Origin of the sequence: Paenibacillus sp. JJ-223, assembly GCF_927798175.1 — a bacterium.
GTDB classification, from domain to species: Bacteria; Bacillota; Bacilli; order Paenibacillales; family Paenibacillaceae; genus Paenibacillus; species Paenibacillus hubeiensis.
The window spans coordinates 127,263-147,747 of sequence record NZ_CAKMMP010000009.1 but is presented as its reverse complement, the minus strand read 5'-3'; the positions used below and the strand labels follow the sequence as shown (position 1 = coordinate 147,747).

Below are 20,485 nucleotides of genomic sequence, written 5' to 3'. Positions count from 1 at the left end.
TCAATCCTCCTTTCTGAACATGCCAAGCATCGTCAGCTGAAGCATGCTGATCACGAGCGTAATGCCCAGCAGCGTGATGCCGATGGCTGCGCCGAAGCCGAGGTTGAAGTATTGGAAGCCTTGCTCGTAAATGTAACCCACCATCGTCAAACCGATATGCTGCGGAGAAGGCTTGCCTGCCCACAGCATGTAACTTTCCGTAAACATGGCATAACCGCCGTATAACGTTATCGTGATAACATAGATCGTAATCGGTTTCAGCATCGGCACCGTGATCCGGGTAAACTTTTGCATCACCCCTGCGCCGTCGATATCCGCCGCCTCATATAGATCCTTGGGTATGCTCTGCAATGCGGAAAGGAAATACAGCATGTTGATTCCGATCCAGCGCCAACCGGCAAGCACTACGAGGGCCACCATGGCAAGGGACGAGCTGTACAGCCATTGCTGGCTAGGAATGCCGAAGGTGTTCAAGATGGTATTCATTAGTGCGCCATCCAGTTCGCCGAAAATCAATCTGAAAATAACCCCGGCCACCACGACAGAGGTCAATGCGGGAATGAACAGCGCGGAACGGAACAGATTGCGGGCCAGCATGCGGCTCGAATTGAGCAAAACGGCCAGCACCAGCGGAACGGGAATTAAGAGCAGCATCGTCCAGAACGTATACCGCGTGCTGTTCCAGAGCGCTGTCCCGAAATCGGCGTTCCACAGCTTGCGATAATTCTCCACCCCCACAAACTGCACATCACCAGGCAACACCTGCTGGAAACTCATCATGCCTGCGCGATATAGCGGATAAGCAAAAAAGATTAAAAACGACACGATAAACGGCATCACGAACAGATACGGTGCCCAAGCCCGGGCATTCCATTTACGTCTTGAACGAAACCTGACCTGTGCCGGAACCTGCGTTTCATTGTGAAGCTGCACGGAATCAACCTCCACCCTGTTTATCTAAAATCCATGAATCAAACATGATGCGGGCAGCCGCTCGCATTTTGCATTCACCTTTCCGGGCTGCCCGTTGTTTCATGTCTTTCTACCGCGTTAATTCTGCCTGCACGTCATTCAGGACTTGCTCGGGGTCCTTCATATTAATGAAAATGTCCGGAATGGCCTTGTTGCGGACCGCATCGAACACTTCCGGCGATTTCTCCCGGATATGCACCGGCGCGATCTCGTCTTTTACCGTCAGCAGTGTATCAAAAATATCCGCTCCGAAATATTCGGTGAATTTGTTGGTCTCCTTCATCGCTGCATCCGTCCAGACGTCGGTACGGATCGGATCGAAGCCGAGCTGCTTCCAAATCTGGAGGTTGCCTTCCTTCGACAGCTTCGCGTAGGCCAGGAATTGCTTGGCCAGATCCGCGGATTTCGATTGGTTCGTGATCGAAGTGGCGGTGCCTCCCATGCCCGCAGAACGGTTGCCGCCTTCTTCCCAGGCCGGCATCGGGCGAATGATCATTTTACCTTTCAGGTCGGGAATATGGTCAGTAAAACGGTTCATGAACCAGAACGGCATAAACACGGCCGCCGCATTTCCCTGATTCATATATCCGAAATATTCTTCCGTATCATGTCCGGCTCCAGGAGCAACAGCCGCTACGCCATCCTTCACCATCTGTTGGAAAAATTGCATCGTCTTCACGTTGATTGGCGCATTGACCGTCACATTGCCGTTTTCGTCAATCTGATCGGACTTCTGTTGACTGATGGCAGGCCACCATGACCAGTTCCCGTTGCCTTCGAATGTGATCATCGGTTTGCCCGTTTTTCCGAGCACAATATGCGCAGCTTTTTCAAAATCGCTCCACGTCTTGATCTCATCCGGGTTAACCCCGGCTTCGTTCAAAATGTCCTGGTTGTAATACATGACCGTTGCTCCGACATGGTAGTCGATGCCATAGTACTTCCCGTCCTTGCTGTAGATGTCCACCCGCGACTGTACAATGTTATTCAGCTCCGGCGTAATCATGTCCGTCAGATCGACGAGCTGTGGCACGCCTTTCATGAAATTCGGGAATTTGCTCTGTTCGATGTCCACCAGATCCGGTGCCCCAACGCCTGACTGCAGTGCCAGAAGCAGCTTGGTGTGCATGTCATCATAAGGAATCGTCGTTGCTTCGAGCACGATGCGCTGGTCCGAATGTTCTTCATTCCAGCTCTCTGCCATGCTCTCGTAAAACTTCTGGTGTGCATCCACAAACGTCCAAAATATCAGCTTGGTTTCGCCGCCTGAACCCGGTTCCCCCGTCCCGTTGGACGCTTCCGGTTTTGCGCTGCAGCCTGCCAGGGCAGTCATCATGACCAGCAGGAAAACCCCGACCCAAATCAACTGTTTTTTCATGTCCCAGTCCCCTTTTCCATCATGGATTCCAAACCGATGTGTGGCCTATAACTTCTAAATGGTAGCGCTTTATTTTCTATGTTACTTGCTGTATCATAAAAAGGAAATGCTCGATGCCAACATGAATTTTAAATATTCCAACCTGTTGGAGGTGCCCTGTTTGAACTCGCCCATCCTTCATTTCATCACCCCGCCGATCCCCTATTTCATTGATTGCGGACGCGCCCGTTACGAAGCAGGCGAGCATCATATCAGCCGCAGCGATATCGGTGTTTTTGACCTGGTTGTCGTTACCAAGGGCACGCTGGCCCTGGGTGAAAACGGGATCGAATGGCGCCTGCGCGCAGGCGAAGCCCTCATCCTCAAGCCGGATGGGCATCATTATGGCAGCGCTCCGTGCGAAGCAGAGACCGAATTGATCTGGATTCATTTTCAAACCTATGGGAGCTGGAAAGAATCGGCCGATATGGACGAGTGTCTGGCAAACCAGGCGCAGCTGATGGAGAGCCACAAAAAAAGCGCGTACTTGAACCACTGCGACGTCTGCTCCATCTTTATTCCAAAACATATGAAAATCTCCCCCAAAGAAATGGAGATGCTTGAGCACTTCTCCCAGCTCGATCAGGAACCGCAATCCATGCGCAATTGGAAGCGCCAAGCCGCGTTTCAGCAATTCATGCAGCACCTTGATCTCGGCCTGTCTTCGCTGGCGGATGCCACGGCGATCCGGATCGCCGAAAAAATAGAACTATATATTCGCCAAAACTATACCCATCCCATCTCCAACCCCCTATTGCAGCAGGACCTAAACTATCATCCGAATTACTTGGCCCGCAGCATGCTGAAGGTCTACGGCATGACCCCGATGGAATATTTGCTTCACTATAGGCTGGAACAGGCCAAAAAACTGCTGCTGCAGACGGCGTGGTCTATCTCCCGCATCGCGGAGGAGGTCGGTTTCAATCATGTTTCCTATTTTTCCTCCTGTTTTTCAAAAAAAGAAGGCATCTCTCCTTCTACCTTCCGCAGCAAATTCACCGGTATCGAAATGACCGCAAAATCGTGACAAAAGACCGAACGTAATTCAGCAAATGCACGCCAAATAACCGCCTGATGACTAGGATGCATGCTGCCGCAAACAGCTTGCCTTCATGTCATCAGGCGGTCTTGTGACCCGCTACGCCAAAATCATCTCATTATTCGGCTTTGGCCACAACCTCGATCGTCGCCGCGACCTTCAAATCCTTGCCTTTTAAAGTCCCTTGTAATGTAAACGTTCCCGGGGATGCAAGCTGTTCTTCCGCAATGCGCTCCCATACGACAGGCAAATCAGCGTTTCTGCCATCCGTGTAGGTGACGGCGACGACATCCGGCAATTGAATCGGTTCGCCAACGGTAATCGTGATTTCCGTGTCGGCAATGGATTGAATGACGGGTTCATCCACGGGCACTTCATCGATTGGATGATTGGCAGGCGATTCGCTCGGAGACTCTCCGTCCACTTCCGGTTCAGGCAGAGCTCCGGCTTCTTCATCGGCATTGAGCGTCTGCCCTGTTCCTGATGCAAGTGCCGCCACTTCCGTTGCGCTCAGCGCGCGGCTGTAAATGCGGAAATCGTCGATCAGCCCGTTGAAATACGGATCAGGGTACTGCGATTTGCCGATATAATTATTTTTCGTCTGTCCGAGACTGGAAGGCCGCAGCGTCATCCAGTATCATTTTACCTTTCATGCGCGTACCTTCTCTTCATCACCCTCGGATCATCTTTCTTTTCCACATTCCCGTATCGCTACAGCACCGATCACCCCTCTCAGTGAAGTCCGTCACCATGCCACTCGTGAATCCAAACCCTCATTTCGCCTTCCTCCCGGTTGGCCCACGTAAAATAAGGAATCAAGCGAATATCCGTATCGTGCACGCCCCATTTCGCATCGCTGCGATACAGTTGGCCGCCCCATGCTTCATCCGTCTGCATCCTTTTGGCAGCAATGGTCAGGTCCGGCACGTTCATGGGATTCCCCTGACCGCTCCCCACCCTGAATTCATTCTCGCGCGGCAAATAAATCCGATACAGGCCTTCCCCGTTGTCGGCTTCTTCCAGACAGTACATAAACGGTCCCCGCTGCACGGCTACCCGGCCAAACGTATCCTGTATGCCCTCGTGGCCTTTCATCCGCAGCACATGCATCGGAAACAGGATCTGCACTTCATCCCCCGCAGCCCATAAACGCTCCAGACGAATGTAACCATCTTCATCCATTTCAACGCTCGGATCCAGCTCACCATTGATGGAGATCTCAGGAGTACCGCTCCAGCCCGGCTTGCGCAGTGCAAGAATAAAGTGGACGTCATGCGAAGTTTGTGGAGTGAACCTCATCGTCACTTTTCCTTGCGAAGCATAGTCCGACTCCATCTGTACATGAATCTCGTTCCCGTTTACGCAGAAAACGCCTTCTCCTCCGATATAAAGTTGTACATGCAATGTCGATTCATTTTCACTGACCGTGTACACATATTGATCGAGTGATGCCAATAACCGGGCAATGTTCGGCGGGCAGCATGCACAACCGAACCAACCTTGACGCCGGGAACGGACGTGGCTGTAATTGGGATTGGCATGATGCAAATGCGGATGCACCTCCAGCGGATTGACGTAAAAAAAACGCCGGCCGTCCAAAGACATGCCGCTAATGACGGTGTTGTACAGCGCGCGTTCCATCACGTCGGCGTAGATGCTGTTCGCTTCCAGGTTCAACATGCGGCAAGCAAAAAACATCAATCCGATCGAAGCACAGGTCTCGGCATACGCCGTATCTCCAGGCAAATCATAGTCTCCTGTAAACGCTTCCTCTTTCGCGGACGAACCGATGCTTCCCGTAATGTACATCCGTTTGCCGACGATGCTGTTCCATAACCGGCGGCAGGCCTGCTTCAACGACTCGTCCCCCGTCTCGGCCGCAGCGTCAGCCGTGGCAGAACACATATATACCAGACGGACGGCATGCCCAACAGCCGCGTCTTGCTCACGTACCGGCAGATGGGATTGCGAGTATTCGTGATGATGAACCATATCCAGTCCGCCGAAATGTACGCTTTTCCCACGCTTTTCCCATTCTTGGACGAAATAATGCGGCCGCTGACCTCGTTGATCGAGAAAATACAGGCACTGGTCCAGATACGTCGCATTGCCGGTCACTTTGTAGAGCTTGAACAGTGCCAGCTCAATTTCCTGGTGACCATCGTAACCTTGCAATTGTCCCGGCTTGGGGCCAAATACGTCGACGATGTGGTCGGCCAACCGGACGACGACGTCCAACAAGGTGCGTTTCCCTGTTGCTTCATAGTGGGCGACACCTGCCTCGATCATATGACCGGCGCAATAGAGCTCATGGCATTCGGCCAAGTTGGTCCAGCGTTGACCCGGCTCTTTCAACGTAAAATACGTGTTCAGATATCCATCGGGCTGCTGCGCGCAAGCGATCGTATGAATCACTTCGTCCAGCTGCTGCTCTAACACCTCGTCGGCTTTGGCTGCAAGCAGGTAAGAAGAAGCCTCGATCCATTTGGCCACATCACTGTCCTGAAATACCATGCCATGGAATTCGCCCTCCTCTTCACCGGCAGCGATGCGGAAATTTCGGATGGCCCGGCTGGGTTCTGCCCCTTCGATCCGGTCATTGAGCGCTTCCCATTGATAGGGAACCACGACGTTGCGAACGAGCTCAACATACGGTGACCAGAAAGGATCGTTAATATGATTGCGGTAGGATCGTGATTGTTTCGGCATTGAAACGTCTGATTTTTCCATTTAAACCTCTCCTTGTCATGATCATTAGCTTCATTTTACAAGTCTCAATGACGTGGAGGAATCATCATTTCCAACGTGAATTTATATGATTACAACCTCGGCCTGCCAAGTTTCTTCACGGAACAACAAAGAAGGCCCAACCTGTCGGCTGACCTGATCTCATTTGGAATGTGGGGATAACAGCGATCGGAAGATGTTCCTCATCACTCAGTGGCTACGTTTAACCATCATTCGTTCTACTTATATAGGTTAGTTCTCTGCAAAGGTGGTGATCATCCACTCGCTGAATCTGTATTTTTCTTCAATATGCGGGAAGTGGGCGGAATTTTCGTAGGCAATGAATTGCTTTTGCTTGGCATTTAACTGATCGAAGTATGTTCTGGCCGCAGCGGATGAAGTCATATAGTCATATTTACCCATTACGAAATATACGGGTAGGTCAAGCTCTGTCACGACCGTGGACAATGGAGTGTCAAACACCTCGTCCAGAAGCACTTGTTGGTGACTCAGGATTCCAACGTAATAGCGGATGATATCCAGCAGGTTATACTCGCTCCCCATAATCATGTCGAACACGTTCCCGTCAGGCATTTCCCCGCTGCTGGAAGCACCGCCATACTTGGTGACGTACGATCTCGGCGTAAGGGCAGTCCCTTTGCGGATTTCTTCAGACATCTGCTCCAAATGCTGCACATCCCCCTCATCGCCAACCCGCCGCGCCTCGTTGATGACATACTCCAATGCATCGATTTCGCTTTCCGTCGCATTCCCAAGCTGCCCAATTCCGATGTAAGCTGTATATTTCTCAGGGGCTTGCTGTGCAGCTTGCGCTGCGACATATGTACCGTAGGAATGACCGATGAGGATGACCTTGTCTTGCCCCAAACGTTCGGAGACATGGTCGGTAATAGCGAGCAAATCCTCGACTAACACCTTGGACGACAAATCATCGTAGTTTTCAAAAAAATGATAGGAGGCCCCACTGGCCCTTTGATCATAATTGACCACGGTGAAATGTTGCTCCCACAAGTTCTGGAAGCTTGCGGCATAAGCGATTTCTGACGATCCCGGACCTCCATGCACGAAAATAATCACTGGATTATCGCGGTCATGGCCGCGGATCATGATTCGATGTTTCGAGCCGTTAATCTCGATTTGCTCCAAGGTGCTGATGCTGCGCTCTCCTTCAATACCGGGTGTCCACGTCGGGAAAACCAACGCAACCACGCTGATTAGAATAAGAGCGAGGACAACGAGCCACGCCGCCTTCTTTGTTTTGCTTCTTCTACTCGCCACTGATCCACCTTTCCGATTCATCATCTTGATGAATCGTTAACATCATTTTCAATATATGACCATTCTAACGAAACAAGCGATGAGACAGATCAGTCCCTGGTCTGAAATTTTAATATAACTATTTATCCATTGGCTTTGTTAAACCTTAAGATAAAGTAGTCACACACTTGGCTTGGTTTCGTTAAATAGACGGCTAAGAAATATGAGAATACCTCATCGAATAAGAAAGATATGTTCGTCAAATCGTGCCTGCATACTGTCACCGACAGGAACACAAAGCTTCGGCTTTCTGCTTATTTTTGATTAACTGAAAGGATGTTCCGATGAAGAAAATTATCATTTCATTTCTAATGGTACTCATTCTTTGTTCATGCAGCCACTTTGACCAAGAAACGTGGAATAAAGAACCGGAGAAGAGAGACGGTATGATAAGCAGTTTAACAAGTAAGTACAAACTTAAGGGTATGACAGAGAATGAAATTATTGACTTGCTTGGAGAACCGGCAGAAAAGTTAACTGAACCATCACGACAATTCTTGTACTACATCGGAAGTGCAGGATTAGGGGTAAAGGTTAATCTATTGCAACTTCATTTTGATGAAGACGGAAAAGTAGAGAGTCATGACATCATATATAAATGAAATAGCTCATAATACAGCCTTATCACCAAGACAGTTTTACAATAATGGTCAATTATAAACCTTTAACAGAGCCTATCCATCAAAAAAAGGTCATACTTTAGCCTGATAGGCAAAAGATAACCTTTATCGTTTCAAACGTTTTGTTTTGATAGCACAAACTATATTCATTGAACCAACAAGTCTCCATACAGAATCAGTACGATCCACAATTTAATTTACATGGCGAGTTCCTTTTCATGTCTGTTGCTACGTTGCCACCACTTGGTGTAGATCGATATGGCTCTCCATAAAGGCGGACCGTTCCACAAAGTACAGATCATAGATTGGTTCTCCGGCATTAACCGATTGGTATACTTCGTGAAACAATTCATTGGCTAATCTGACATACGGCAGTTTTTGGGCTGCTTTGCTGGATCGAATGTTTTGCTTGCGAATCTTTAAAAATACCGTTTCAATCGCATGTTCGAGAAACAATTCAACAAAGAAGGCAGATTTTGCTCTCTGGCTGTACCCGTTTCCAAAATACGGCGCTCCGATCCACGTGGCCAGGAACCCGGTGTTATTTACGATCTGATACAAATCAATGGTTCCGATCGGCAGCCCGGCTTCATTCAGGATGGTGCGTGAAATGACCGTATGCTGTTCTTCTTCGGCGATCAATTGTTTGGTCAGAAATAAGTATTCTTCCACCGATTGGCATTGATAACGAACGTAGGGAGAAACTGCGGGGTCCGTCAATAAACTGTACAATGAATGACATTCATGCAAATCCCGTTTTTTTAACATGTTGTCTACCACCTGGTCCTTTGTCCGTTGTAACAAGCAAATTAAGTATATAAAAGGTTTTGTGGAATTTTATGAATTCTGTATATGGCTTATGTAAAAATTTTACGGACGACGAAAAAGCGGCGATCCTTAGGATCAGCCGCTTCGTTATCGTGTTTAGCTTGTATGCGAGACAGTGTTGTCCGCTTCCGCGTTCCTCCATCCACCCATGGACGTGATATCCACGCCCTCTGGTGCAGCCGAGGCTTCACAACTAAAACCGGACACAACTCTGCCGTCCTGCAACCGGATTTTGCCGATACCGAGCGGGGCCGGAATGGCTGCCGTGAATACGCCAAAAGAGGAAATCGGCATGCTCCACAGCTCCAATGCGATGGATTCGCCCTCTTCAAGCACATGAACCAAGCCAGGCTTGGCTGGAGTCGTATCCAATCGATACAAGCGATATTCCGGTGCAGTCCGCGCCTCTTCCACAAAATAAGCCCCCAGCCCGGTCATCTGAGGTTCCAGCGCCATACCTCTCATATGCAGCCCGCAAACGGCCACCAACATGCGTTCTTGGCTCCGCTCCACCCATTTTGCAGCTTCTACCATAACCGCTTCCTGATCCGGCAGCGTAAACAGCGTCAGTCCAAACGGCAGATGTTCTGCCGCATCTCCTGCTGGAACAGCAACGGCGCTTAAATCGAGCAAGTTGCAATGATTCGTATACAACCCCATTTGGCTGTTCGTTCGAATCGGGTCCTGCCGCACTTGTGCCCTCGTCCACGTTCCTCCACATGTGGGCAGGACAAGGACGGCATCTTTCAGCAAAACTTCCGTGCTGCGGCGAATCTCGGCCAGACGGTGCTGCGCCCGGAACAGCGAAGCTGCCGTAAACTCCTCTTTGCCGCCTGTCCGCAATATATCTTCAGTTACGGGAAACAAGGCTCCGGGATGCGCCTGCACAAACGACTCCAAATCCGCCCACCGTTCAGCGACGAGCGGTCCTTCATACAGAAGCGCAGCAGCCTCTTGCAGCAGGGACACATCGACCTCCTCCACGCTGATCCCTGACTGCAGCAAGGTTTGTTTCGCCCTTTTCCAGGCCGCTTCATACGCTTCGGCAAACGGGCCGAAAAACGTCAGGTCGCCTTTGGGAAACAACCATCTGGCAGGTGCGCGGGACGGCCCAAGAGGGCGGGCTTTCGAGAAAGCATCTTCAGCATGCGGCCCCCGCACCACGCCATCGACGGCGACGGCATCTCCGAGCGAATGCGCAAAAACGGTGATGCAGTCGATGCTCCGGCATGCGGGCACCAAACCGATGGAAGGCCATGCCCCTACAGCCGGTTTGTACCCGACAAGACCGTGGAGTGCGGCTGGCACCCTGCCCGAACCGGCGGTATCGGTGCCGAGCGCGAAAGCTGCCTGCCCCAAGGCAACGGCTACCGCCGAACCCGAGCTTGATCCTCCGCTGATGAGCTCAGGCCGCAAAGCGTTATGCGTTTCACCATATGGGCTTCTTGTACCTACAAGCCCTGTGGCGAATTGGTCGAGGTTGGTTTTGCCGACCGGGATGGCGCCGGCAGCGACCAATCTTTCCACGACAGCCGCATGCCGCGCCGACTCGCGCTCATACTCGGGACAACCTGCCGTCACGGGCCAGCCCTGCACTTCAATATTGTCTTTGATGGCAAACGGGATGCCCCACAGCGGATAATCGGCGATGGACAAATGTTGAATATTGTTCAGATATGGAGCAATCAACTCCATCGACGGCGGCGTGATCCAGACATGATCATCTTCCGTATCGCTTGCCCGCCTGATGATGCTCTCCACCACCTCCGAAGGCGTGAAGCTGCCACGGAGATAACCGGTACGAAGCGCATCGATGGTCATCTTTTTCGGAACGGCATTGATCGTCATCGCACAACCTCCTCCTTGATCGCCGGAATGATCGCCGCAATCCAGTCTCCCGACTTGATCTGATCCCCTGGCGAAACGTAGATCGAAGCAATAACTCCATCTGCCGGAGCCAGCTGCGGGAACTCCATTTTCATACTTTCTTCTATTATAATAGTGTCGCCTTTACGAACCTCTTGGCCTGGCTCGACCAACACCTTCCACACGCTGCCCGACATGGAACTGCTCATGCCGAGACTGCCCTCCGGCATCTCTACCTCTTCCAGCGCAGCCGCGGCTTCAGGCTCGGAGACGTATTCGGCAATGCCAAGCTCCTTCCAATAGTTCCGTTCGGCCTGGAATGCGCTCTGCTGCTGCTTACGGAAGCTGCCTGACTCCTCGGCGATCGAGTTCAACCATTCCAGGTACGTGCCCAAATGGAACGTGGTTTCCTCCACCTCGACGGCAAAGCCGCCACGCGGAAATTCTTCGCGCATCTTCAGAAGCTCCGCTTCCGACACAGGATAGAATTGAAGCTGATCGAAAAATTGCAGCAACCAAGGCTTTCCTGCTTCAAAATGGTTCGTCTCTCTGAACGTGTTCCACATCTGCACCGTACGACCGACGAATTGATATCCGCCCGGACCTTCCATGCCGTATACGCAAAGATATGCGCCGCCGATGCCTACGGCATTTTCCGGCGTCCACGTGCGCGCCGGGTTGTACTTGGTCGTCACGAGCCGGTGGCGGGGGTCCAGCGGCACGGCAACCGGTGCTCCGAGATACACGTCGCCGAGCCCCATGACGAGATACGAAGCATTAAACACAATTTCGGCAACTTCCTCCAATGAACCCAGCCCGTTCATGCGCCGGATAAATTCCAGATTGCTCGGGCACCACGGCGCATCCGGTCTAACGTTTTGCTGGTAACGCTCAATGGCAAGACGCGTCGCCGGATCATCCCAGGACAGCGGCAGTTTGACGATCCGTGAAGGCACTTCGATCGTTTCCAGCTCCGGAAGCTGCAAGTCCAACTCCATCACCAGTGCTGCCGCTTCTTTGACGGACATACGGGACGCATCGAGATGGATTTGCAGAGAGCGGATGCCGGGCGTCAGCTCGATGAACAGGATGTTTCCACTGGATTTGATAGCCTCCATAAGCACGTACGCCTGGAAACGATACAGCAGATTCAACTCGCGCTCCCCGTATTCCACGAGGATGTTCTCGTCGCCGGAGCAGCGGATGGTGATGGCAAAACGTCTGCCTTCCGTCGCTTGGGCCAGGATCGGCATGTAATCGCCACTGGACGTTTCGGGCAACGCTGGCAGCAATGGTTGAACGTCAAGCTGTTGCACATACTCCTCTTGCTCCGCTCTGAGCCGTTCTGCTTCTTCGACGGTGATCAACTTGAAACGAACCTTGTCGCCAGGGCTTAATTGGCCCAGCTTCCATAGTTCTGCAGTCGCCGTCGTTACGGGACAGACAAATCCGCCGAGACTCGGCCCGTCCGGTCCGAGCAGGATCGGCATGTCGCCCGTCAAATCCAGCGCGCCCACGGCATAAGCGTTATCGTGGATGTTGGACGGATGCAGTCCGGCGTCCCCACCGTCGGTTCTCGCCCACAGCGGAGCCGGGCCGATCAGGCGGACGCCGGTTCTGGAGCTGTTGAAATGCACTTCCCATGTTGTCTCGGTCAACTGGCCCAGATACGCAGGCAGAACGTACTCGTCGGTGCAATGCGGACCCGGGATGACGCCAATCGTCCATTCATTGCTATACTCGGGTCTGCGATCCGCTGCAAGCAGAGCAAGCGGGCTTCCTTTGGCTTTGCCCACCCGAAGGACGGCTCCGGTCCGCAGCGCATTGCCCCCATGTCCGCCGAAGCCTCCCAGCGTAAACGTCGCCGCACTCCCGAGCGTAAGCGGCATGTCAAGTCCTCCGGCTACGAGCAGATATGTCCGCATCCCTTGTTTGGCCTCGCCCAAGGTCAGCACTGCGCCAGGAGAGGCAGTGATCGGTGAATAGGGTTCAACAATGACGCCATCCAGCTCGGCATTCATATTTGCACCTGTCAAACAAAAAGTGAGCTCATCCCTGAAACGGTATGATCCCCCGCGAAGCGTCATCTCCAGTCCGGCCGCTTGTTCTTCATTGCCCAGCAGCCGGTTGCCGATGCGAAAAGCGAGCTGATCCATCGGGCCGGATGGCGGCACTCCGATATCCCAGTACCCGATTCTGCCCGGGCTATCCTGCACGGTAGTCTGTACGCCGCCATCGAGCACTTCAATCGCATGCTCCATCGGTTTAAAGCCGGAAAGCATTCGGGTATGCACCGTTCCGCTTGCGAATGCATCGTTATCCAGGAACGCTTCAATATATGACTGATTGGTGGTCACTCCGTACACACGGAGCTGCTGCAGCGCGGCTTTCATCTTGGCAATGGCTTCGCTCCGCGTCTCGGCACGCACGATCAATTTCGCCAGCATTGGATCATACAGCGTCGTTACATGTAACCCCGGCTGAATCCAACTCTCGATCCGCACCCCTTCAGGCCAACGGATGGCATCGATGCGTCCATCGCTTGGCCGGAACTCGTTCATGCAATCCTCTGCGTACAACCGCACCTGCAAACTATGACCTGTCGGCGCAGGTACAGACACATTCAGCGAACCGAATTCATTGGCCGTTTCTTTGACCATCCATTCGACCAAATCAATGCCAAGCACTTCTTCCGTCACGCCGTGCTCTACCTGAAGCCTCGTGTTCACCTCAAGGAAATAGAAACGCTCCTCATCCGGATCGTACAGAAACTCCACCGTTCCCGCATTGCGATACCCTGCCGACATCGCCAGCCTGCGCGCGCATTCATGCATCTCTTTCCGGACATCGTCAGGCAGGCACGGTGCCGGGGTCTCTTCAATGATTTTCTGGTTGCGGCGCTGCACGGAACAGTCGCGTTCTCCCAATGCAAACGCTTCGCCGCTGCCGATACCGAAAATTTGAACCTCGACATGACGTGCGCGAGCGATGTACTTTTCCAGAAAAACGCCGCCGTCGTTGAAATGGGCTGCCGCGAGGCGCGATACCGATTCGAAAGCTTCCCTCAGCGCTTCTTCATGCTCGCAGACCCGCATTCCGATTCCGCCGCCGCCTGCCGTCGATTTCAGCATAACCGGATAACCGATTTGGTCCGCTTCTTGAACCGCTTCCTCCAGCGTGTTCATCAATTCCGTGCCGGGCAGCAGTGGTACGCCTGCTTCCGCGGCCATCGCCCGTGCCGTATGCTTCAAGCCGAACAGCTCAATATGTTCGGGGGATGGCCCGATGAAGGCGATGCCCTTCTCTGCGCACGCTCTCGCAAATGCCGCATTTTCGCTCAGAAACCCGTATCCCGGATGAATGGCGTCTGCACCAGCCTCGATGGCCGTCTGCAGAACCAATTCGGCGTTCACGTAGCTCTCTCTGGCCGGACCTTCCCCGATCAGGATCGCCTCGTCTGCCTGTTCCACATGGAGGCTGTCCCGGTCCGCTTTGGTGTAAATGGCTGCGCTGGATACGCCCATCCGGCGCAACGTCCGCATGATGCGCACCGCAATGGCACCGCGGTTGGCAATGAGTACTTTTTTAAACATGCGCGTTCACTCCTTCTGCATCCCATACAAGCACTTTGGCTGGAGTCGGGTTATAGGCATTGCATGGATTGTTCAATTGCGGACAGTTGCTGATCAGCACGGTGACCGGAGCAAGCGCAAGCAATTCCACGTAACGGCCCGGTGCGGAAATGCCGTCGGCAAACGTCAGCTCGCCTTCCGGCGTGACCGGAACATTCATGAAGAAATTGACGTTTGGCGCCAAGTCCCGCTTCGTATATTCCTCCCGCCGGGAAAGCATCAGCATAAACGTATCGCGGCAGTTATGCATCGGAAGTGTATCGTGCGCATAACGCACCGTGTTGCTCTGTGCCGAACAAGCGCCGCCGATCGTATCATGCCTGCCGCAGGTATCGGCTGTAATTCGGAGCAGAGCCTGGCCCGATTCGGCGAGCAGCGTCGAACCTGTGGTCAAGTACAGATTGCCCTGTTGGGTAATCGTCCGCACCGCGCTGTAGTGGTCGGACGGGTCTGCCGTGGAATAAAACAGCGTATCCACCGCTTGATTGCCTTCCATATCAACGATGCGCAGCGTTTGTCCTGGCAGCAGATCATGCAGCCAACCGTCTCCTGCTGGAATGATATGTTCGTAGATGGCGTTTTCGGTGCGCATCTCGCTTTGTACAGGTTGAAATGTGCTCATATTAGTTGACCCCTTTCATCAATGCATAGGCATTCCATGTATTTTCGAAGGCTCTGCGGTTTTCGCCGCAATGAAGTACGCATGGATCAAGTTCCGATACAGGTTCGGCGTCGTTCACGGTAACGATGATGCTTGCATCCGGATATTGATCTGAAGGATCAAGCGGATGCGGCGTATTCGATAGAACCAGCAAAACATCCATCTCCGTGCGGAGCGTAACCGACCGGCCAGATGTTTCCTGAGCCGTGTATCGCATCGTGCCGTCCCGTTCGCAAACCACTTTGGAGAAAAAGTTGACCGGGACCGCGATATCGCGTGGCGACAGGTTATGGCGGAACAGCTCTACCCTGAAGTTCTCTTCGCCGTTTCGCAGCCAGTCATTACGCTGCGCCTGGTATGTTGTCGTTCCGTATTTTTCGTCCGTAGCTTCACGAGTCGTATAACTGGATAACGGATCATGCCATCCCACCGAATCCTCCGTGATCGAAGCGAGCACTCTGCCTTGATCGCTCATCAGTACGTTGCCGCTGGTCAAAAATGCGGTGTGCTGGGCTTTCAACGTATCAGGCATGTTATAGCGCTCGGCCGGATCGAGTGTATGGAACAGCAGTGCCGCAACATTGGCGCGTTCTCCGGTTGCCTTAAGGGTAATGTTCTTCCCTCGGCCTATGCGGGCGGACCATTTGCCGCCAGGCTGCAATGTCATTGTGAATGGGACTGTCATTGTGCATTCCTCCTGAAAAAAAGTATAGAAAAAAGCCCGGGAGAAACATCAAAGATCGCTCTTTGATCGATTCTCCCGGGCTTTTGTCCCGCCGTGTACATCAGATCGGATTCCTGATGCGTTTTCTCTCGGACCAGTCGGCCGGCGTTAGCGGCCCGGAACCCTAGAAAACATTTTATGCAATTCATGTTATGAATACTAACACGTAAAATCATGAATCACAATAGTTTTTTTGAAAAAAGTTCAAGAACAGGTCTTTCGGCTTGTGTTTTTTCACATCCTTTATTCAAAACCGCGAAAATTCTACTAAAGAAAATAACCAAACGTTCGGTTATAGCGAAAAATAAGGCTTGATTTTTAACAAAAGCCCTGCAAGAATGTGAAGTGTTATAACATGAACAAAACGATCGATTCGTTATGAATTTTGAAGGAGGTTTTAATATGTCACAAAAACTAACACTGAAAAGAAATCTCTCCTTAAGCCATGTGGTGACGATGGGATTGGCATGGATGTCCCCGATGATATTTTTCACAAGCTTTGGCGTGCTTCATGAAGGTTCCCAGGGCATGCTGCTGGCCGCTTACGTGCTTGCGTTTATCGCCATTCTGTTTACCGCGGCCAGTTACGGACAGATGGCCAAAGCGTTCCCGGTGTCAGGATCTGCCTACACCTACGTAAGTCAAGCGATGAATCCGTTTATCGGCTTTTTGGTCGGATGGGTTATCCTGCTCGATTACCTGTTCTCCTGCATCGTGGCCGTGCTCATGTTCGGGATTAACCTCCATGCGCAGTTCCCTTCCATCCCTTCTTCCGTCTGGATCGTTCTGCTTACGCTGGTCGTGATGACGATCAACATCATTGGCATCAAAACGTCAGCGAACGTCAACAAAGTTTTTGTGCTCATGCAGATCGTCTTCATTGCCGGCTTCTGTTCCTTTCTTGTATATAAAGCGATGACGCAAGGCATCACTGCCGGCTTGAATCCCCTGAATTCCGTCGAAGGCATCCCACTCTCTGCCGTATTGGCCGGTGCATCGCTCGTCTGCTTTTCTTTCCTCGGTTTTGACTCGATCACCACGATGGCGGAAGAAACGCGTACCCCCGAAAAAACGATTCCGCGTGCCATTCTGATCATCGTCAGCGCTGCCGGCATCATGTATTTTGCGACCGCGTATCTGATTCAACAGATGCTCCCATCCTTCACGTTCAGCCATATGGACTCCGCAGGTTTCGAATTGATGCAGGCCATCGGCGGCGGAACGCTTGCGTCCATCTTTACTTTTGTCGTCATCTTCTCCGTGCTTGCACAAGGCATGTCGTCCATGACTACGGTTTCCAGGCTGTTGTTCGTGATGGGAAGATCCTCCCTGCTGCCGCGCAAATTCAGCTCGATCCACCCCAAATTCCGCACACCCGTGTTCAATATCGTGCTGGTCAGCCTGATTTCGCTGGCGGCGCTCTTCATCAGCCTGGAAACCGCGATCATGTTTGTCAGCTTCGGCGCGCTCACCGCATTCCTGTTCGTGAATCTGTCCGTCATCTGCCATTACATTATTCGCGAGAAAAGACGCAGCATTCAGGACTGGATCGTCCGCATGCTCTTCCCTTTATTAGGCGCAATCTTCATCCTGTATCTCATCACCAGGCTCGAAGCTTCCTCTCTGCTGCTCGGTACCGGCTGGATCGTGTTGGGTCTGCTGATCTACGCAAATCAACGGCTGAAATCTACGTCCAAAAGCAGCACGTTGGCTGAGATCGAAGAAGCGATGTGAACGCACAAGGCAAGTGAAATGCCAGGTGCTCTGAAAATGCCAAAAAGAACCAGAATGCCGAGGCATCCGGTTCTTTTGGGTGTTTTGTTCTTTTAGGTGCATGACGAATATGGTTTCCAGGTTCGTGGTTGCTACTCTCTCTCATTCATCAACTGACCAATTTCAATCCGACCGCCGACCCAAGCACCATGGCGATGAACAAAATCCTTGCTGCATTCCGCGGTTCACCATAAAAAATCATGCCAAGAATTGCTCCGCCCGATGCTCCGATGCCGGTCCAGACGGCGTACGCCGTTCCCATCGGCAGTGTTTTCATCGCCAAGGACAAGAAGAAGAAACTCAAGCCAAATCCTGCAATCATATAGATCACGGACAACATATTCCGATCTTTGTTGAATTTATTGATCATGAGTACGCCAACCATTTCGAAAATCCCCGCCAAAATTAAAAATACCCAGTTCATCGTTCCTGCACCCCATTTTCTTGTTTCTTTTCTTTGCTGAGCATTTTAAGACCGATTACGCCAAGCAAAAGCACACCGATCAGCAGCAGTTTGGACGCCTCCGCCCCCGCCCCGAACAACAAAATTTCCGCAAGGACGGTTCCGGCCGTTCCCAACCCGACAAACACGGCATACACCGTTCCGACCGGAAGCGTGCGCGCGGCCATAATCATTAACGTGAAACTGACAATAATGGCAATCACCGTGGCTCCCCATTCCAAAAATCCGCTGGCATGTTTCAGTCCGATGACCCATCCAACCTCAAACAATGCCGCAATAACGACAGGTCCCCATGTCTTGTTCATTTTCTTACATCCTCCTTTTGATTACGCTGCATGTAATATTGATGTAAAGCAGCAAAAATAAAAAAAGCCCGGGAGAAAACTGCATGCAGCAGTTTATCTCCCAGGCTTTTATCCTTCCGTGACACAGTCGCTCGCGACTGTGAGTTTTCTCTCGGACCAGCCGACAGGACGTCGCGGAACCCTAGAAAACATTTGTGAATTTCAGTTGTAGTTCATATTATACACAGGCAGAACCAGAATTCAATACTTTTCAGGCAAAAAGTTAACAATGACGTAACATCGTCAGGCAGATCAAAGTTTGTTAATGATGATGTTTAACTTGTAGTTTGCATGCTCGTTCAGCTTTACCAAAAATCGGTCCAACGCTTCATTGGACGGAAAACGGGTCTCCAGCATATAACATCCTTCGCCGCTGATTTTGTAATGATTAAGCATGTTCGGCTTATATGCCTCGATGAAATCAAGGTACGGTTTGTGATGCAGGCTTTGCGTAAAAATCGTGATCATTGCATGCACCTGACATCCGATTTTAGATTGGTTCATGTTAATGGTATACCCCTCAATCACGCCCTGATCTTCCAACTTGGCCACTCTTGTCGCAGCCGCTTGCCCCGTAAGGTGAACCTTTTCGCCAAGCTCTTTCATCGTGATGCGGCTGTTTCTGGACAGCTCCTCCAAAATGCGCACATCGGTTTGATCCAGCACGACATCGCCCCCTCCCTGTCCGTTCATCCACTCTCTATCGAAACCGCATTAATCATTAACCAATCATACCAGGCCACTGCAAGTGCAGCCCCATCTTCCGATCGCTTTTCTTTCATAAATCAAGCCAAAGCGGGTAATGACTTGATTTTATCTATGTAAACGGCCGCTGTCCATCCTGTACACTGAAGGCATCTTGAAATAAAGGAGCACTCACCCATGAAAATAACGCAAATCCGTAATGCAACGATCATTATCCAATATGCCGGAAAAGCATTTTTGGTCGATCCTTTTCTTGCTGACCAAGGTGCATATCCCCCGTTTCCCAACTCGGTCAGACAGGATCAAATGAATCCGCTCGTAGGTTTGCCGCTGCCGATCGAACAAATTGTCGATGTGGACGCCGTCATTGTAACGCACCTTCATTTGGATCATTATGATGAGGCAGCCATACAACGGCTTCCCCAAGGAATCAAGATGTTTGTGCAAAACGAAGCAGATGCAGCCAAAGTGGCTGAGGACGGTTTTGAACATACGGAAGTGCTGAAGCAGGATACCACTTTCGGGGACATTCAGCTCGTGAAAACCAGAGGCGAGCATGGCCGGGGCGAAATCTTGAATCTGGCCGGAGTTGTCTGCGGCGTAGTGTTGAAACATCCGGATGAACCCACGCTCTATGTCGCCGGAGACACCGTTTGGTACGAAGAAGTGGGACAAACCATTCGGACGCACCGTCCTGACGTGATCGTGGTTAACGGCGGCGACAACCAGTTTCTGCAAGGCGGCTCTCTTGTGATGGGCAAAGAAGACATCCTGGAAGTACACAAAGCCGCGCCGGAAGCAACGATCGTGTCGGTGCATATGGAGGCCGTAAACCATTGGACGCTGTCGAGAGCCGAGCTGAAGGCATTCGCGCAGGAGAAAGGCATGGCCTCACAGGTACTCGTACCGGATGACGGGGAATCGTACACGTTTGAGCGAGCAGTGATGAACTGCGAGCAGGCTTGATCTCTGGAGGTTGCAACTTTGCTTGGAAAAGCAGCTTCGCTGCGTAAAAGGAGCGACTCTCGCCAGCAGCCAAATGTGCTGGATGAGGTCGCCCCTTTTTCACGACGTTCGGCTGAGCGCTAACGAACCTCACACGTCTTATCCGGGCGTTTTTCGCCACTTTGTGTGGCTAACGAACTTCAGTCACCTTATTCCGCCTCATCCGTGCATTTTCTGCGCATTTGTGGGCCGATAACGTGCCTCAGGTTCGTTACGTTTTTTCACACCCGAACATTGGCCTAATAAGGTGGCTCAGGTTCGCTAGAATTTGGCGCAACTATCGCCTACAATCCAAGCAACGTACACACCCTCATTCAAAAAAGGTGCCCCGCTGCGCTTTACGCTAACAGGGCACCTGCATTCATTTCATG

At 51.7% G+C, this 20,485-nt stretch carries 17 protein-coding genes and 2 riboswitches; of the genes, 4 read left to right on the top strand and 13 right to left on the bottom strand.

The window, feature by feature from the left end; all coding sequences use genetic code 11:
- Complete coding sequence (locus L6H98_RS17040; protein WP_236416891.1) at nucleotides 1–933, bottom strand: sugar ABC transporter permease; 933 nt, start codon at nucleotides 931–933, stop codon at nucleotides 1–3.
- Between the two features lie 109 nt (nucleotides 934–1,042).
- Nucleotides 1,043–2,350, bottom strand: a complete 1,308-nt coding sequence (locus L6H98_RS17035) for an extracellular solute-binding protein (protein ID WP_236416890.1) — start codon at nucleotides 2,348–2,350, stop codon at nucleotides 1,043–1,045.
- 160 nt (nucleotides 2,351–2,510) lie between these two features.
- On the opposite strand from L6H98_RS17035, the gene L6H98_RS17030 reads away from it, so the two are divergent.
- Nucleotides 2,511–3,416 carry a response regulator transcription factor gene (locus L6H98_RS17030; protein ID WP_236416889.1) on the top strand — a complete coding sequence of 302 codons (906 nt, stop codon included), beginning with the start codon at nucleotides 2,511–2,513 and terminating at the stop codon, nucleotides 3,414–3,416.
- Nucleotides 3,417–3,546: 130 nt separating this feature from the next.
- Here the strand turns inward: L6H98_RS17030 and L6H98_RS17025 are convergent, their stop codons facing one another.
- The 3 genes from L6H98_RS17025 to L6H98_RS17015 form a co-directional block, all read right to left on the bottom strand.
- Nucleotides 3,547–4,059: an Ig-like domain-containing protein gene (locus L6H98_RS17025; RefSeq protein WP_236416888.1), complete on the bottom strand. Its 513-nt coding sequence runs from the start codon at nucleotides 4,057–4,059 to the stop codon at nucleotides 3,547–3,549.
- A 101-nt stretch (nucleotides 4,060–4,160) separates the two neighbouring features.
- On the bottom strand, nucleotides 4,161–6,158 hold the full coding sequence (locus L6H98_RS17020) for a beta-L-arabinofuranosidase domain-containing protein (RefSeq protein ID WP_236416887.1): 1,998 nt from the start codon (nucleotides 6,156–6,158) through the stop codon (nucleotides 4,161–4,163).
- A 249-nt stretch (nucleotides 6,159–6,407) separates the two neighbouring features.
- The gene (locus L6H98_RS17015) at nucleotides 6,408–7,454 is read right to left on the bottom strand and encodes an alpha/beta hydrolase (protein ID WP_236416884.1); all 1,047 of its coding nucleotides are present in this window, start codon (nucleotides 7,452–7,454) and stop codon (nucleotides 6,408–6,410) included.
- A 323-nt stretch (nucleotides 7,455–7,777) separates the two neighbouring features.
- On the opposite strand from L6H98_RS17015, the gene L6H98_RS17010 reads away from it, so the two are divergent.
- Nucleotides 7,778–8,095 carry a hypothetical protein gene (locus tag L6H98_RS17010; RefSeq protein WP_236416882.1) on the top strand — a complete coding sequence of 106 codons (318 nt, stop codon included), beginning with the start codon at nucleotides 7,778–7,780 and terminating at the stop codon, nucleotides 8,093–8,095.
- A gap of 246 nt (nucleotides 8,096–8,341) precedes the next feature.
- Here the strand turns inward: L6H98_RS17010 and L6H98_RS17005 are convergent, their stop codons facing one another.
- From L6H98_RS17005 to L6H98_RS16985, 5 genes are all read right to left on the bottom strand, one after another.
- Complete coding sequence (locus L6H98_RS17005; RefSeq protein WP_236416881.1) at nucleotides 8,342–8,881, bottom strand: GNAT family N-acetyltransferase; 540 nt, start codon at nucleotides 8,879–8,881, stop codon at nucleotides 8,342–8,344.
- 156 nt (nucleotides 8,882–9,037) lie between these two features.
- Complete coding sequence (gene atzF / locus L6H98_RS17000; RefSeq protein WP_236416880.1) at nucleotides 9,038–10,789, bottom strand: allophanate hydrolase; 1,752 nt, start codon at nucleotides 10,787–10,789, stop codon at nucleotides 9,038–9,040.
- Nucleotides 10,786–14,400, bottom strand: coding sequence for an urea carboxylase (uca, locus tag L6H98_RS16995; RefSeq protein ID WP_236416879.1), 3,615 nt, complete (start codon nucleotides 14,398–14,400; stop codon nucleotides 10,786–10,788). Before uca ends, atzF begins: the two co-directional genes overlap by 4 nt.
- Nucleotides 14,393–15,061, bottom strand: a complete 669-nt coding sequence (locus L6H98_RS16990; protein WP_236416878.1) for an urea amidolyase associated protein UAAP2 — start codon at nucleotides 15,059–15,061, stop codon at nucleotides 14,393–14,395. The genes uca and L6H98_RS16990 overlap by 8 nt, the downstream gene beginning before the upstream one ends.
- A 1-nt stretch (nucleotide 15,062) precedes the next feature.
- Nucleotides 15,063–15,785 carry an urea amidolyase associated protein UAAP1 gene (locus L6H98_RS16985; RefSeq protein WP_236416876.1) on the bottom strand — a complete coding sequence of 241 codons (723 nt, stop codon included), beginning with the start codon at nucleotides 15,783–15,785 and terminating at the stop codon, nucleotides 15,063–15,065.
- Nucleotides 15,786–15,855: 70 nt separating this feature from the next.
- A riboswitch (guanidine-I (ykkC/yxkD leader) is annotated at nucleotides 15,856–15,963 on the bottom strand.
- Between the two features lie 263 nt (nucleotides 15,964–16,226).
- On the opposite strand from L6H98_RS16985, the gene L6H98_RS16980 reads away from it, so the two are divergent.
- Nucleotides 16,227–17,558, top strand: coding sequence for an amino acid permease (locus L6H98_RS16980; protein WP_236416874.1), 1,332 nt, complete (start codon nucleotides 16,227–16,229; stop codon nucleotides 17,556–17,558).
- Between the two features lie 148 nt (nucleotides 17,559–17,706).
- On the opposite strand, the gene L6H98_RS16975 is transcribed toward L6H98_RS16980, so the two are convergent.
- From L6H98_RS16975 to L6H98_RS16965, 3 genes are all read right to left on the bottom strand, one after another.
- Nucleotides 17,707–18,021, bottom strand: a complete 315-nt coding sequence (locus tag L6H98_RS16975) for a multidrug efflux SMR transporter (RefSeq protein WP_236416872.1) — start codon at nucleotides 18,019–18,021, stop codon at nucleotides 17,707–17,709.
- Nucleotides 18,018–18,365: a multidrug efflux SMR transporter gene (locus L6H98_RS16970; RefSeq protein ID WP_236416870.1), complete on the bottom strand. Its 348-nt coding sequence runs from the start codon at nucleotides 18,363–18,365 to the stop codon at nucleotides 18,018–18,020. The genes L6H98_RS16975 and L6H98_RS16970 overlap by 4 nt, the downstream gene beginning before the upstream one ends.
- Nucleotides 18,366–18,460: 95 nt before the next feature.
- A riboswitch (guanidine-I (ykkC/yxkD leader) is annotated at nucleotides 18,461–18,561 on the bottom strand.
- A gap of 95 nt (nucleotides 18,562–18,656) precedes the next feature.
- Nucleotides 18,657–19,070, bottom strand: coding sequence for an Lrp/AsnC family transcriptional regulator (locus L6H98_RS16965; RefSeq protein ID WP_236416868.1), 414 nt, complete (start codon nucleotides 19,068–19,070; stop codon nucleotides 18,657–18,659).
- 216 nt (nucleotides 19,071–19,286) lie between these two features.
- Between L6H98_RS16965 and L6H98_RS16960 the strand changes: the two genes are divergently transcribed.
- Nucleotides 19,287–20,075 (top strand): MBL fold metallo-hydrolase, encoded by a 789-nt coding sequence (locus L6H98_RS16960; protein WP_236416867.1) that lies wholly within the window; start codon nucleotides 19,287–19,289, stop codon nucleotides 20,073–20,075.
- Nucleotides 20,076–20,485 lie beyond the last annotated feature (410 nt).